The following is a 14,806-nucleotide window of genomic DNA, read 5'->3' as shown; positions in this document are numbered from 1 at the left end:
GTTCACGCGCTTGCCGCACCCCAGTTACGGCGGCGAAGAAATTCCCGCGTACGATGTCGTCAAACATTCGGTGCAAATTATGCGCGGCTGCTTCGGCGGCTGCACGTTTTGCAGCATCACGGCCCACGAAGGGCGCATCATTCAAAGCCGCAGCCAGGAATCGGTGCTGGCCGAAATCGAGCGCATGCGGCAACAGCAGCCCGACTTCACCGGCGTGGTCAGCGACATCGGCGGACCCACGGCCAACATGTACCAAATGAAATGCAGCCGCCCCGAGGTAGAAGCAATGTGTCGCCGGCTGAGCTGCGTGCATCCCACCATTTGCAAACTGCTGGGCACCGATCACGGCCCGCTCATCGACCTGATGAAACAGTCGCGCGAGCTTCCCGGCGTGAAAAAAGTGCTGGTCGCCTCCGGCATTCGTATGGATTTAGCCCGCCGCGATCCGAACTACATGCGCGAACTGGCCCAGCATCACGTGGGCGGGCATCTTAAAGTCGCCCCGGAACACACTGACCCCGGCGTGCTCGACTTAATGAAGAAGCCTTCGAACGATGATTTCGAAAAATTCGGCGACCAGTTTCGACGCCAATCGAAAGCCGCCGGCAAACAGCAGTACCTCATTCCGTATTACATTTCCAGCCACCCGGGCAGCGACTTGAACGCCATGATCGACCTGGCCCTGTTCCTCAAGCGAAACCATTACCGCCCTGACCAGGTGCAAGATTTTATTCCCAGCCCATTCGACATTGCCGCCTGCATGTACCACACCGGGTATGATCCGTTCACGATGAAGCCGGTGTACATTGCCAAGCACCTGCGCGATCGGCGGCTGCAACGGGCACTGCTGCAATTTTTCAAGCCGGAAAATTATTTCGAAGTGCGCAAGGCCCTGGAGCAAGCTGGCCGGCAAGATCTTATTGGCAGCGGCTGCGATTGTTTAATTCCCCAGCGCCCACCAAAAGAAGCCCTCTCCCGCCGCCGCCGTAAAGCGAACGAAAGTTTGAACGACATCTCCGGCGACCACATTCGCGGCGGCGACCAGATCCGCGGCGGCAAGTCATTCAAACGCTCACGCGCGAGAAAATCTTCTCCCCTTGGGAGAGGGCACGGTGAGGGTGCCGATTCTCTCTTGCCCGCTGTGGGAGAGGGCCGGGGTGAGGGGAGCAGCCGAGTCCAGGGCGGTAGCGCCGCTCCTATAGCCCCCAGTTCTACCGGGGGATCGAGCGCCCGACCCGCCCGCAAGCGCAAATCCGCCGCCAACGCCGCCGCCAAGCAAAAAAACAAAGGCGTGGGTTATAGGCCAGGCAGAAAAAAAGGCTGGCGCTCCTAGAGAGCACAAAAAATGATTCGCTTTCCCGTGACTTCAACCTATGACGCTGATTGTGTAGTGGCAGAACGTTCACGTGTCGGCGAGATTTACCACGTCGCAAGAAACAGCGCGGGCGGCGCCACCATGACGCCCGTTGTACGATATTTCGCCTGGCGTCCCGAATTTATCGAAGGCTATCATTCCTATTGGCGAATTGATTGTTTTATTAGGAAGCACAAATTATCTCCAAGTCCAGTAGAGTTAGTCGACGCGATTGCTCAAGCCCTGATTAAGGCTAATCTCTGCGAAGAGCCCATTTGGGTAAGTGCGCACTCAAGCGACGAAATTCACGGCAAAGCTTTCGGGGAAGTATTCGAATTTGATTAAGCCGTGGCATCGAAACATGGACACTACTGCTGGCTAGTGTAGTGCGATCATCCGCGTGCTAAGCCGTCGGCGTTTCCGGTAACCGCCTCGCGCCGTGAATTACGGCCAAGATATCCACGCGCTCCGGCAGCACTCGATAGATAATCCGATACGGATACTCGAGTACCTCGCGAACATCGTCCCGGTCATACTCCGGCACTTTGCCGGCCATAAGGGGAAGCTGCCCGCATTGTTGCGATCGACGTGTGATTCGGTCGATCATGGCTGTGGCGTAACGAGGCGAATCTTGTGCAATATAGTCGTGGATTTGCACAAGTTGACGTAGGGCGGCCTCGGTCCAGACAACATTCATTGTGTTGACAGGTTCATTGTGTCGAGAGTCCGAATTTTGCGCGCACTTGGTCGATGCCGACAACGCGGCCTTGCTCGCTGTCTTTCAGGCCCGATTCAATTGTCTGGCGCACGTAAATTTCGCGCATTAAATCGTCCCAGGTGGCATTGTCGTTCAGCTTATCCACCAGGCGATGCGCTTCCTCTTTGAGATTTTGCTGATTCATATGTTTTTAGCACTGTAAAAGCGTAAGCCGACGTCTGCCACTTATTCTATAACAAATACGGGGAGGCGTCTAAATCAGTTCTCATCTCTTTGCGTCCTTTGCGGTTAATCTTTTCGGATAGAAGTGCATTAACCGCATTCCCCATTCCGCATTCGCCACTCCCCCTTTTGTAATTATCGCTCAGCCGTTTCTCGCTCCGCTGGCGCGTCGCGGCTAAACCATCTTTTCCCATTCCTGCATTCGCTGTTCTTGCTCACCCCATCACCTGCTCGCCTCTACATCCCATCACCCGCTCATTCCCCATTCCCCATTCCACACTCCCCATTCCACATTCTCTCCTCACCGCGATTTCGCAACTGCCGCCTGGGCTGGCCCAAAACAAGGCTTGATTGATCGCGTGAGGGTGTGATAGGCTAAGCCATGAAATGTACATATGAACAGTATTTCTAAATCCAAACTGTGTTCTACCGAGCCGGCCCAATGCACCGGCGGCCCCGATTTGCGCGGCGACCTTGGGGCTTGGCAATGATGCGGCCGCCGCGGTCGACAACAGTTACGAATCAGAGACGAATGATGATGACAACGGCCAACCAAATACGATCAACAATTCGTAAGTTCGGACGGAATTTGCCCGGCATTTGTTCGGCTTTCTTGCCCGACAGACCGCAGATTTTCCGAGCCGGGGCCGCCGCGGGTCGGACAAAACTGCTGAATTTTGTCGGGCGGAAAAAAATTCCGGACCAAACGAACAATATTCAGCGCGGGCGGCGTTTGCGGTTATTGTGCGGGGGGTTTTTCGCCCGATTGGGCCTGTTTCGTAACCTAAACTTGTGGGGCCAATTACGGACGACCCCTTCCCACCTTTCGGCATCAACCCTGGGTTCCATATGAAATCGTTCATTGCTTTTGCGAGCGTCGGATTAATTTGGATCAGCCTGGCCGTAGCGCCAGTTCATGCGCAATTGCCGGCGTATTCCGGCGGGTCGGCCAGCCAGTGGTATTCCGCCAACGACGAAGGCTCCATAAGGGTGGCCACGCTCGTGGCTAAAGCGCTGGCCCAAACCTTGTACGATCCGAATATCGACGTCCGCCAGGCGGCCATTGGCGCGCTGGAAGCCATGGAAGTGAACGCCGCCCCGGTCGTGGCCGACATTGCCCAGCGGCTGCGCGATGTGGATGCCTACCTGCGGGCAGACGCTTCTCGCACGCTCACCAAGCTTAACACCGTGGCGGTGCCCAGCGTGATTGCCGCGTTGCAAGATCGCGATCCTCGGGTGCGCGAATTGGCGGCGCGCACGTTCATCGAAATGAAAACGGTGCCGACTGATGCGATTCATCCGTTAATTCAATTGCTCTGGGATTGCAACACCGATGTGCGGCAAGCGGCAATTGAAGCGCTGGAAGCCATGGGCCCGGCCGCCAAGCCGGCGATGGAAGCGCTGGTGCAGCGAATGCGCGACCCGGACGCTTACTTGCGCAGCGACGCCAGCCGCACACTGGTAAAATTTGGTCCCGATTCATTGACCAGCTTGTTGCCGCTTTTGAACGACGGCGATCCGCGCGTGCGAGAACTTGCGGCCCGCACCGTGGAGGAGATTGAATTCAACGTTACCTCCGGCAATTACGTGACCGCCGACACACGGTAGTGGGTTTGCATCGCTTTCGCAGAAGGTGGTTCATGGAGGCGCACGCCGGTTAAAATTCGGCCACGGAAATTCGGAGCTTTGCCCGTCGCCACACCGGCCGTCGCGGTATAGGCTTCTGATAGAAAGGATGCTGCTATGATTGCTGCCGATGCTGCGACGGAACATGTCGAAACCGGTTGCTGCATTGTCGGTGGCGGCCCGGCCGGAATGATGCTGGGTTATTTGTTGGCTCGGGCTGGCGTCGACGTGATGGTGCTGGAAAAGCACGCCGATTTTCTGCGCGATTTCCGCGGTGACACGGTGCATCCGTCCACGTTGGAGGTGATTTACGAACTGGGCTTGCTCGACGACTTTCTCCAGCGACCGCATCAGGAAGTGCAAGAACTGCACGGCTTCGTCGGTAAATTTGAAACCATCGTTGCCGATTTCCGCTTCCTGCCGACGCAGTGTAAGTTTATCGCCCTGATGCCGCAATGGGATTTCTTGAATTTTTTAGCGGAGCATGCGCGCGGCTTCCCCACGTTTCATTTACGAATGCAGGCGGACGCCAAAGAACTGATCGAAGCTGACGACCGGGTCGTCGGCATCCGCGCTCAAACGCCGGCTGGATCGCTGGAAGTGCGGGCTGGCCTAACCGTCGGCTGCGATGGGCGGCATTCGATCATCCGCCAACGAGCCGGCCTAACGGTGCGCGAATACGGTTCGGCCATTGACGTGCTGTGGATGCGCATTTCCCGCCACGCAGATGATCCGTTTGTTCCGCTCGGTCGCTTCAACAACGGGCAAATTTTTGTGATGCTGTACCGCGACCAGTATTGGCAATGCGCGTATGTGATTCCCAAAGGTGGCTACGACGAAATCCGCCAGCGCGGCTTGGAAGCGTTTCGCCAACAGATTTTGGAAATTTCGCCGTTCCTGGGGGAGCGCGTGAACGAGCTGCGCAGTTGGGACGACATTCGGCTGCTGACCGTGAAAGTTGACCGCCTGGAACGTTGGTACCGGCCGGGCTTGCTGTGCATTGGCGATGCCGCCCATGCCATGTCGCCCATTGGCGGCGTGGGCATCAACATGGCCATACAAGATGCCGTGGCTGCGGCCAATTTGCTGGCCCAACCGCTGCGCGAAAAAGCCCTGAAGAACATCGATTTGCACCGTGTGCAACGGCGGCGCGAGTTTCCCACCTGGGTCACGCAACGGGCACAAGTGTTTGTGCAAGATCGGGTGATGAGCCGGGCGCTATCCGCTCAGCAAGCGCTTAAGCCGCCGCGGATTGTGCGCTGGCTGCGGCGTTGGCCTCGTTTGCGCCGCATTCCCGCTCGGTTAGTTGGCCTGGGCGTACGGCCGGAGCACGTTCACACGCCCGATGCATTTGCGTAACGCTATCAGTCGATCTCGAAATTCACTGCATGAACTGGCGATATTGCTGATCGAGCTGTTCGAACTTCTGGCCGGTCAATCGTTCCAGCGTATCGGGACTAGCACGTCCGGTGTACACGGCCAGCAAATAGTTCATCAGGGCCGGGCGATACCGCGCCCCGTCGGCATGCATGAAAAACAACGCCTGTCCGGCAATTTGGCTGTAAATCGACTTGATTTGGGGCTGGTGCTGAAAATCGAGCATGCTCAGCGAGGCCAGTTCTCGCAGAGGCACGTAAAAACCGTCGTCGACTACATGCACATGTGCCAAGGAAGCCCGACCGGCATCTTTGCCGCCGACGGTGATGTATGATCCATACGATTCGCCTTCCAACAGCCGATGCTCGGCGAACGATTCCATGTACACCGCAATGCTCTCGACTATCCAAAAATTGTTTTTTCTTCCGGGATCGACCGTGGCGGGCGGAGTTTCGCGGAACAATTGATGCGTGGCTTCGTGATACAACGTGCCGGGGTACGGATCGTCGCTGGCAAAAAAGTACGCGGTCCTGGAGTTGTCGGAGTAGAAGCCAATGGACAACTGAATTTGCGGCTGCGATGGATGCAGCGCTTCGATGTACTGCTGCCGGTCGTGGAAATAAAGTACCTGGTGCAATTTGTGGGAGCCCACGCCTTCCGTCGTAGGCGAAATGAAATATTCGCCGCCGGAAGATGTAGGCGAAGCGGTCGGTTGTGGTTCATCCGTGGGATGCGCTGCCGTCGGCGACGCCGCGGGAGGTTGTATTGCCGCTGCAAACCAGTGTTCCACTTGCGCCGGCGTAGCGTAATATCCGACGAACGCTTGCCGCCACACTTGATACAGCACTTCCAAATGGGCAGCCAACTGTGCGCCGCTTTCTAAGCTATTGTTGGTGACGACCGAGTAATGATCGCTTTCGATGGTCCAACCGTTGCGAATGTTGCTGTGGAAGCGGGCGTCATCGGCCGCGCTGATCCACTCGCCTCGATAAAACCGTTCGCCGCTTTGGTACTGCTTTAACCGCTCGGCCGGCAACCAACCAAACTGCTCGCTCCACACCTGGCCGGCTTCCAACCGCCGGGCTGCCTCGGGCGAAACCCAACCGTCGCCTGCTTTGCGATCGCCCAGCACATGCCGGGCGGCTGCGTGATCGGGATTTTCGCGCACGGTTTCGCGTGCCAATTCAAAGGCCAGGGCATATTGCTTTGCCGTCATAGCCGCTTGTGCCAGCGAGAACAGTTTTTCCGCCTCGGCCGCGCGCGCTTCCATGAACTTTTGCCACCACTTTTGGGCAAGCGACGATTGCACTAGCGAAGCCGGCGCTGCGCTACTGGCCGGCAGCGTGAAGACGTAGAGCATTGTGGAATCGCGCTCGGGCAGCCATTGCCGTGTGAATTCCGCCTGCTTCGGCAACCCTTGTGCATCACATTGATTGGCTAAAACACGGAGCTGCGCCGAATACGCCGTGTAAATTTGCTCGCGGGCTGCAGAAAGTTTGTCGCCGGTCGGCTCTGCAGCGGCTAAGTTCAACGCTGCAAACAACGCCAGCAGCAAACCGACAACGGCCACGCCGCATCGGCAGCCCGAAGGAATCGCACGAATCTGTTCCATACTTCTAGTTTACTCTGCCCTTGAAGCACGACAAAAGTTAGCCCAACGGGGAAACACTCGGGCGAAGTGCATTAATCCGCGAAAGATTTGCTTACTTCTTTTCAAACGCCGCGTCGAATTGCAGCTTGCTGGGTGTGAAATCAAGCTTTTTCACAAATTCGCAGGCCTCGCGCGCGCCGTGTTCGCGATCCATGCCACTGTCTTCCCATTCAACCGAAAGTGGTCCGTTGTAACCGGCCTGATTGAGCGCGCGAATAATTTCTTCAAAGTTCACGGCGCCTCGTCCCGGCGAGCGGAATTCCCAGCCGCGCCGCGGATCGCCAAAGTTCAAGTGGCTTCCAAGAATTCCTGTGCGGCCGTCGAGCAGCGTGATGGCGTCTTTCACATGCACGTGATAAATCCGATCGGGAAACGCCCGAATAAATTCCACCGGATCAATTCCTTGCCACAGCAAATGGCTGGGATCGAAGTTGAAGCCAAACTCCTCGCGCTTGCCAATGGCTTGCAGCGCGCGCTGGGCAGTGTAAATATCGAAAGCAATTTCCGTGGGATGCACTTCCAGCGCAAATCGCACGCCGCACTCGGCAAATACATCCAGAATGGGATTCCAGCGCTGTGCAAATTGCTGGAAGCCATCGTCGATCATCGCCGACGGCGTGGGCGGAAACGAATACAGCAAATGCCAAATCGACGAGCCCGTGAAACCGTTCACCACACTCACACCCAATTTTTGCGCAGCCTTGGCGGTATTTTTCAATTCGTCGGCAGCCCGGCGGTTCACCGCTTCCGGATTTCCGTCCCCCCACACGTGCGGCGGCAGGATGGCTTTGTGCCGCGCGTCGATGTTGTCGCACACGGCCTGGCCCACCAAGTGCGAACTAATAGCGAACAGTTGTAAATCGTTCTTTTCCAGCAGCTCGCGCTTCCTTTTGCAGTAGCCGGAATCGGACACGGCCTTGTCGACTTCGAAATGATCTCCCCAGCAGGCCAGCTCCAGCCCGTCGTAGCCAAACTCGCCCGCTTTGCGAGTCATGGTTTCCAAAGGCAGATCGGCCCATTGGCCGGTAAACAACGTCACAGGACGAGCCATGCAGTGCTCCTTCCGTTAAAGCGGTACGTCGGCGGCTGCGAATTGTGAACCACGCCGCCAAATCGTGCGCAAAAGCCCAATCTCGAGGGTAGGGTAACGACTAATTATTGGCGCAAACCCTTATTGTGCCGTATGTTCGTGCAGAGCAATAGGGGGCAATATTGCATCCCAATTATGGAAAAAGATTAAGAGGTGCAGCGATCCCGTTTTTCTCAACCGACGTGCGTAAATGGCCGCTCGGGCCGAAAGCAGTTTGGAAAAAACGTAAACGATTCTGTTCAAATCGTTGACGCGGTAGTAACACTCAACTAGATTTATGAGCAAGAGGTTAGACAAAGGGCAACAGAGCGGACTGGAGAAGAGAGGCAATTTTTATGCGCCTAGATTTGCACCGCCTTTCCGATCGGGGATTCGCTTATGAAGCTGCCAAAAATTCTTTCGCTAGCCATTCTATCGGCTGCTGTCGTGTCTTTCACAGCATCGGCACAAGCCACGTTGATTAGTGGCTGGGGTGCAGAGACAGGCAACAATAACGGCACCGTGAACGATACCACGGGCACGCTTGGCGCTGGAACTTTTAATACTACAACTCCCACGGGGAACTTAACTCCGCGCGCTTTGTTGCCTAGTACGCTGACTTTGACAAACGTGGGAGACGAGATTGTTCTCAGCGGTCAAGTGCAAATGGCCGCCGGCATTAATGGCAACGATTCGTTTCGTTTTTGGTTAGTGAATTCCAATGGCAATGCCACTGGCACCTTAGCTAGCGGTTTATGGAGTGGGGCCACCATCACGGGTTGGCTCGGCTACGGAGCAGAAATTGCAAATTTGGTGAACAACAATGGAAATACCATTCTTGTCCGGCGCACCAACCCGAATACGGGAGGTTGGTTTAGCGGGACCGGCGCCACCACCATTTTGACGAATGGCTCGGCATCGCTGAACGCAGCTGCCACCTACAACTTCAATCTAACGCTGACGATGGCAAGTGCCACCAGCGTCAATGTGGCTTATTCGTTTGCTGACACGGGAAGCCTCATTTCGCTTTCTGGCAACACCACAGACAGCACCGCTTCAACTTTGTCCTACAATGCGATTGGCTTCTTGGAAAACACGAGCAGCGGCGGAGCAGCGACCTACTCTAACGTCGATGTCACGTATATCGCGGTACCGGAGCCAGCTTCGCTACTATTGCTGAGCCTAAGTGGCGTCGGCTTGGGCTTGGCTGCCCGGCGGCGAAGCTGCAAGCAGGCCTGCTAAAGGTAGCCACGCACCTGGATTGCTAAATTGGTCGTCCATCTTACTTGGACGTCCGCCACCGTTTGATACAATTCTACGAGGGTTTCGCCCGCGCGCTTCGAGGCCAGCAGCAGCGGCAATTGGAACCTGCCCCGCGGACCGCTTAAGTGGCTTGAAATACGCACAAGATTTGTGAGTAAGCAGCCCATGCATCGAAAGTTCATTCCATGGTTCTTCGCCGCGATCGGTTTGTTATCGTGTAGCGACTCACTGCTGGCCCTGGCCAAGCCACATGTTGAAATGGAAGTGATTTTCGAGCCGGGATTGGCCGGCAACACGATGGCGCAAAAGTGGACGAAGGTACTCGGCGATTTGGGCTTGGGCAGCGTACGCTTTCGGGCACTGGAAAATGGCGACCAAATGGGAATCGCCACGCAAGGAACCGGCGACACGGCGGTGTATGAAGTCACGGCCCAATTAAACAGCCATGGCGCATTAATCACTCCCGGTGGGCAATTTACGCTTTCCGACACCGCCAAGCTCAAACAATGGCTCGATCAAGTGGCAGCCGGCGGCGGCAAGCCTGGCGGGCAATCCACGGCCTTTGGTCTGTCGGCCAAGCAATTCGACGACGTGAAACAGGCGCTAGCCGTCCCCATTGGTTTTTCCACCAAAGGGTTGCGGCCGGAGAAAGTAATCGAGCGCTTGCAAACCGCGTCGGCGCTGCCGTTGACCATCGATCTGCCGATTCAAAAGGCGCTGGCCGCCGATGATGCCGTGCGCGACGAACTGCAGGGTCTTTCCTTGGGCACGGCTTTGGCGGCCCTGACTCGGCCAGCCGGTGGTGCGCTGCTGCCCCGAAATGGTCGCAATGGGCTGGAGTTGAAATTGACCACAGCCACAGCCAGTGGCGAAATGTGGCCCATTGGTTGGCCGCCGGAGGAGCGCGACGAATCGAAAGTCGTGCCCAAGCTGTTCGAATTCACGCCGGTCGAAACCGACGGCTCGCTTTCGGCAGGCGCGGCGATCGATGCCATTCAAGCCAAACTGGCCGTTCCGTTTTTGTTCGATTACAACGGCTTGGTGCGCAAGCGAATCGATTTGAAAAAACCGGTCAAAGTGACCGCCGGGAAAACATACTTCCGCCGTATTTTAGATCGCGTGTTGTTCCAGGCCGGACTGAAAGCCGAAGTTCGCCTCGATGACGCCGGTAAGCCGCTCGTGTGGATCACGCCATTGTGAATCGCAGATTTCACCACAGAGACTCAGAGGCACAGGGCGGCCAGCGTTTTGAATTTAGGATTTATGATTTTCAACCACTAAATCGCTTTTCGAATTTCTCGAATCCCAAATCGTAAGTCTGACGTCATCTTCTTCGTGACTCCGTGCCTCTGTGGTTAAAGCAATTCATCCAGTTCGTCGACGAGCTTGCCGAAGTGCTTGAGGGCTGTTTCGACGGGTTCAGGTTTTTCCATGTCCACGCCGGCAACGCGGAGCAAATCGAGCGGGAATTCCGAGCAGCCTCCTTTGAGGAACCCCAGGTAGGCATCCAGTTCGCGCTGGCCGCCGTTCACCACCCGCTGCGAAAGCGCAATCGCCGCCGACAAACCGGTGGCGTATTTGTACACGTAAAACGCTCGGTAAAAATGCGGGATGCGGAAAAACTCCAGCGTCAAATCGTCGTCGATGACAAAATCGGGGCCGAAGTACAACTTGAGCAGCCCGCGGTAAATCTCTTTGAATTTTTCCACCGTCAGTGGCTCGCCGGCTTCGACCGTGGCATGGGTGATTTTCTCGAACTCAGCGAACATGGTTTGGCGGATAATGGTACCGCGAATGGCGTCAATATCTCGATTGATGAGAAATGCCCTTTCATCATCGCTTTTGGCGTTCTCCCTGAGGTGGCGGCTCAGCAGTTGTTCGTTGAACGTGCTGGCTACTTCGGCCACAAAAATGGTGTAGTTGTAATACTGATACGGCTGGTGCTTGGCCGAGTAATAACTGTGCATCGAGTGGCCCGCTTCATGCGTCAGCGTAAACACGTGATCGAGCACCTCGGGCTGGTAGTTCATCATGATGTACGGATCGCCCGTGAATGTGCCCGAGGAAAACCCACCGCTTTGCTTGCCTTGGTTGGGATAGCGGTCGCACCAGCCGTTGTTCAGGCCACGACTGAGCGCGCCGCAGTAATCGTTGCCCAGCGGCGCCAGCGACTCGAGGATCACTTTCACCGCTTGGTCCCACGTATGGTGTTTTTCCAGTTCGTTCAAAATCGGCACATAGGTATCGTAATGATGGATGTCGGGCAGTTTCATTTTGCGCCGTCGCAAATCGACGTAGCGGTACAACGCCGGCAAGTGCTTGTGGACGGCCGCGATCAAATTGTCGTACACGCTCGCCGGCATGTTGTCGTGAAACAGGGCGGCGCCCAAGGCGCTTTTGTAGCCACGGGCCTTGGCATAATAAACATCGCGCTCCATTGAGCCGGCCAAGGCGGCCGCCAGCGTGTTTTCGTGTCCTTTGTACTGGGCATAGTACTGATGAAATGCCGCCTTGCGGACATTGCGCTTGGGCGAATGCAAAAACACGGAGAACGTCGCGTTGCTCAACTCCACCTGCTGACCTTTTTCATTTTTCACCAGACCGAATTTCAAATCGGCATCGGCCAATTGGCGAAACACGTTATTGGACGTCTCCGACATTTCGGCCTGCATGGCCAGCAGTTTTTCTTCACCGGCGGTCAGCGTGTGCGGCTTGTAACGCAGCAGCCGCTCCAAGCTGACGCGATGCGGCGCTAATTCCTTGGCGGCCAGAAACTTTTTCATGGTGCCCGTGGGGATGGCCATAATTTCCGGACGAATAAAACTCGCCGCCTGACCAGCCCGGCTGGCCGCATTGCGGTACCGGCCGATCATCCGTTGATAGGTGCTGTTGGCGGTATCTTCGGCCGTTTTCAAAAAAGCGTAGGTGCCCAGGCGTTCTCCTTCGCAATCCAGGCGAATGTCGAACTCCAAGCACTCGGCCAGCGATTTGGCGCTTTCTCCCAAGCGGTCGGCGAATTTTTCATAACCGGGAATTTCACGCTCCCATTTTTTGAACGACGTTTCCCACGCCCCGTCTGATTTGCATAAGCTGCCCAAATTCCAGCAATCGGACGGTTTCACTTTGCTGCGCGGCGGAAGTTGTTTGATTTTCGACATAGGTGAACACGTAGACGAATTGAAAAATGAAAATGTTTAGCCGCGACTCGACAGAGGAGCGGTTGTGTCCTGTGGCATCACCAACGCCACAGAATGGTGCCCCACACCAAGCCGGCGCCGAAGCCGCACATCAAAATATTATTGCCGCGGCGAACGCGACCTTGTTGAACCGCTTCGTCCAGCGCGAGCGGAATACTGCCGGCGGAGGTGTTGCCGTATTTTTCCAAGTTGACGAACATTTTGCAGCGATCGATGCCTAATTCTTCCGCCGCAGCATCCAAAATCCGCACGTTCGCCTGATGTAGCACGACGAGGTCAATATCATCGGTCGAAAGCTTGGCGAAATCTAACACGTCGCGCACCGAGCGCGCAATTACCCTAACGGCCCATTTGAACACGCTGCGGCCTTCCATCCGCATGAAGTGCTCGCCGCGCTGCACGGTTTCCACACTGGCGGGACTGCGCGAACCGCCCGACTTCATATACAGCAAATCTTCGCCGGAGCCATCGGAACCCATGGCATAGGCAATTAGGCCCTGATTCTCCTCGCCGCGAGTCAGCAGCACCGCGCCGGAACCATCGCCAAATAGTGGATAGGTTTTTTTATCTTGCGGTTGGACGACGCGGGAATTGGCGTCGGCGCCAATCACCATCGCCAAGCGACTGCAACCGGTGGCGACAAATTGCGCACCGGTGACTAAGGCATACGTGAACCCGGCACAAGCAGCGGCAACATCGAACGCCGGGCAGCGCAGCTTGAGTTTGTTTTGCACTTGGGAGGCAGTGGAAGGAATCGGCAAGTCGGGCGAAAACGTGCCCAGCACCAGCAAATCGATGTCGCTGGCTGAAACGCCGGCGCGATCCATCGCTTTGCGCGCCGCCGCCACAGCCAAATCGCTGGTGCACATGCCCGGCGGTGTATGACGCCGTTCGCGGATGCCGGTCCGCTGCAAAATCCACTCCGGATCGCAGCCATACTGGGCCAAATCTTCATTCCGCACCACCAGCTCTGGCACGTAACTTCCGGTGGCAATCGCTTGCACGCCAACGAGCCGCCGTAGCGGAGCTTTCAAGTTTTGTTCAGGAGCGTCGGCCATGTGCGGATAAGTAGTACGCGGTAGGCAGTAGACGGTTGTTTAGAATAATATTGTTCAATTCGTTTACGGTTTAGCCCCGACACGAAGTGGGATGGTGCTGTCCGGCCGGTCACTTCTCCGCCATTGCCGTCTCAATCCAGCGGCGTTCCGCGTGCGATTGCAACACCGCATCGGCCACAATTTGCGAATTCAATCCGTCGTAAAAACTCGGCACGGCGTCGCGCCCCTCGACAATCGCCGACACAAACTCCCACATTAAATCGTAACGAAACACGGTGGCTGGTTCTCCTTGGCGCGGGTCGCGCGGGCTGTCTGCCGGTTTCAGGAACTCGGCCGGCACCGGCTGTGGCGCCAAGTCGCTGCCAGTTTTCCCCAAAAGAATTGTATTGGGCAAGTGCAGTTGATACACGGCGCTGGCCTCCGACCCGTTGATTTCCGCCCATTCGTGACCAAAGCCATTGCGTTCATAGCCTTTTGCTAGCGTGGTGCCTTCCCAGACGCCGGTGGCGCCGCAGGCAAATTCGCCCAACAAACTGGACCAATCGTCCACATCCGAGGGCGCACACGGCTGGCCATTAACGGTTTTCGTGCGCTCGGCAAATCGCGCCACGGCTCCGCACACACGGTCGAGGGGGCCAAGCAAGTCGATGGCAAAATCGATCCGGTGAATCGTCATGTCGAACAAATCGCCCGCGCCGGCTTTGTCTTTATATTGTCGCCAGGCCCAACTCGTCTCGGGCCAATCCAAGAATCGCTGACTGCGAAAATGCCGCGGCGTGCCTAGTGCGCCGGTTTTGACGAGCTGTCTCAAATAGCGCATGGCCGGGGCAAAGCGGTAGGTGAAAGCCGTCATGTGAACCACGCCGTTATCGCGCGCAGCCGTGTACATTTCTTTCACTTCGGCCGCATTTAGCCCCAGCGGCTTTTCGCACATGATGTGCTTGCCCGCTTTGGCCGTCGCCAGGGCAATCTGGCGATGCGTGAAGTTCGGCGTGGCGATGATGACGGCATCGATTTCCGGATCGGCGCAAATGGCTTGGTAATCGGTCGTGGTCTTGTCGATACCCCATTCTCGCTTGCGGGATTCCAGTAATTTCGGATCGGCATCGCAGGCAGCGACAAGTTTGGCGCGTGGATCCAGCCGGATGCCCGGCACATGATGGTAATCGCTCACCTTCCCCGCCCCGATAATTGCCATGCGTACCGGCGGTTTGGCAGAACGAATGGGCATGGGCAATTGGCAGTAGACGGTATGCAGCAGGCAGTAAGCA

13 protein-coding genes are annotated in these 14,806 nt (G+C 56.5%); 6 read left to right on the top strand and 7 right to left on the bottom strand.

What is annotated here, in order from left to right; all coding sequences use genetic code 11:
- Both VFE46_05865 and VFE46_05860 read left to right on the top strand, forming a co-directional pair.
- Positions 1 to 1,333, top strand: a 1,333-nt coding sequence (locus tag VFE46_05865; protein HZZ27517.1) for a DUF3362 domain-containing protein, incomplete at its 5' end; no start/stop codon positions are given.
- A gap of 12 nt (positions 1,334 to 1,345) precedes the next feature.
- On the top strand, positions 1,346 to 1,699 hold the full coding sequence (locus VFE46_05860) for a hypothetical protein (protein HZZ27516.1): 354 nt from the start codon (positions 1,346 to 1,348) through the stop codon (positions 1,697 to 1,699).
- A gap of 58 nt (positions 1,700 to 1,757) precedes the next feature.
- Here the strand turns inward: VFE46_05860 and VFE46_05855 are convergent, their stop codons facing one another.
- Positions 1,758 to 2,051 (bottom strand): type II toxin-antitoxin system RelE/ParE family toxin, encoded by a 294-nt coding sequence (locus VFE46_05855; GenBank protein HZZ27515.1) that lies wholly within the window; start codon positions 2,049 to 2,051, stop codon positions 1,758 to 1,760.
- 13 nt (positions 2,052 to 2,064) lie between these two features.
- Positions 2,065 to 2,256: a hypothetical protein gene (locus tag VFE46_05850; protein HZZ27514.1), complete on the bottom strand. Its 192-nt coding sequence runs from the start codon at positions 2,254 to 2,256 to the stop codon at positions 2,065 to 2,067.
- An 887-nt stretch (positions 2,257 to 3,143) separates the two neighbouring features.
- Here VFE46_05850 and VFE46_05845 point away from each other — a divergent pair.
- Positions 3,144 to 3,902, top strand: a complete 759-nt coding sequence (locus VFE46_05845) for a HEAT repeat domain-containing protein (protein ID HZZ27513.1) — start codon at positions 3,144 to 3,146, stop codon at positions 3,900 to 3,902.
- 135 nt (positions 3,903 to 4,037) lie between these two features.
- The gene (locus VFE46_05840) at positions 4,038 to 5,279 is read left to right on the top strand and encodes an FAD-dependent oxidoreductase (GenBank protein ID HZZ27512.1); all 1,242 of its coding nucleotides are present in this window, start codon (positions 4,038 to 4,040) and stop codon (positions 5,277 to 5,279) included.
- Positions 5,280 to 5,301: 22 nt separating this feature from the next.
- Here VFE46_05840 and VFE46_05835 read toward each other — a convergent pair whose 3' ends face one another.
- A complete protein-coding gene (locus VFE46_05835) occupies positions 5,302 to 6,909 on the bottom strand; it encodes a hypothetical protein (GenBank protein ID HZZ27511.1) in 1,608 nt (535 codons plus the stop codon).
- Positions 6,910 to 7,000: 91 nt separating this feature from the next.
- Entirely contained in the window at positions 7,001 to 7,999 is a 999-nt protein-coding gene (locus VFE46_05830; GenBank protein HZZ27510.1) for a sugar phosphate isomerase/epimerase, read from the bottom strand.
- A gap of 417 nt (positions 8,000 to 8,416) precedes the next feature.
- On the opposite strand from VFE46_05830, the gene VFE46_05825 reads away from it, so the two are divergent.
- Positions 8,417 to 9,259: a PEP-CTERM sorting domain-containing protein gene (locus tag VFE46_05825; GenBank protein HZZ27509.1), complete on the top strand. Its 843-nt coding sequence runs from the start codon at positions 8,417 to 8,419 to the stop codon at positions 9,257 to 9,259.
- A 186-nt stretch (positions 9,260 to 9,445) separates the two neighbouring features.
- Positions 9,446 to 10,480 carry a hypothetical protein gene (locus VFE46_05820; protein ID HZZ27508.1) on the top strand — a complete coding sequence of 345 codons (1,035 nt, stop codon included), beginning with the start codon at positions 9,446 to 9,448 and terminating at the stop codon, positions 10,478 to 10,480.
- Positions 10,481 to 10,635: 155 nt separating this feature from the next.
- Here the strand turns inward: VFE46_05820 and pepF are convergent, their stop codons facing one another.
- The 3 genes from pepF to VFE46_05805 all read right to left on the bottom strand — a co-directional run bounded on the left by pepF (position 10,636) and on the right by VFE46_05805 (position 14,766).
- Positions 10,636 to 12,438: an oligoendopeptidase F gene (pepF, locus tag VFE46_05815; protein HZZ27507.1), complete on the bottom strand. Its 1,803-nt coding sequence runs from the start codon at positions 12,436 to 12,438 to the stop codon at positions 10,636 to 10,638.
- A 77-nt stretch (positions 12,439 to 12,515) separates the two neighbouring features.
- On the bottom strand, positions 12,516 to 13,535 hold the full coding sequence (locus VFE46_05810) for a beta-ketoacyl-ACP synthase III (protein ID HZZ27506.1): 1,020 nt from the start codon (positions 13,533 to 13,535) through the stop codon (positions 12,516 to 12,518).
- A 109-nt stretch (positions 13,536 to 13,644) separates the two neighbouring features.
- Positions 13,645 to 14,766 carry a Gfo/Idh/MocA family oxidoreductase gene (locus VFE46_05805; protein HZZ27505.1) on the bottom strand — a complete coding sequence of 374 codons (1,122 nt, stop codon included), beginning with the start codon at positions 14,764 to 14,766 and terminating at the stop codon, positions 13,645 to 13,647.
- Positions 14,767 to 14,806 lie beyond the last annotated feature (40 nt).

The sequence above is a fragment of the Pirellulales bacterium genome, assembly GCA_035656635.1.
GTDB lineage: Bacteria > Planctomycetota > Planctomycetia > Pirellulales > JADZDJ01 > DATJYL01.
The sequence above is the reverse complement of the archived record's forward strand: the minus strand, read 5'-3'. Positions and strand labels throughout refer to the sequence as shown.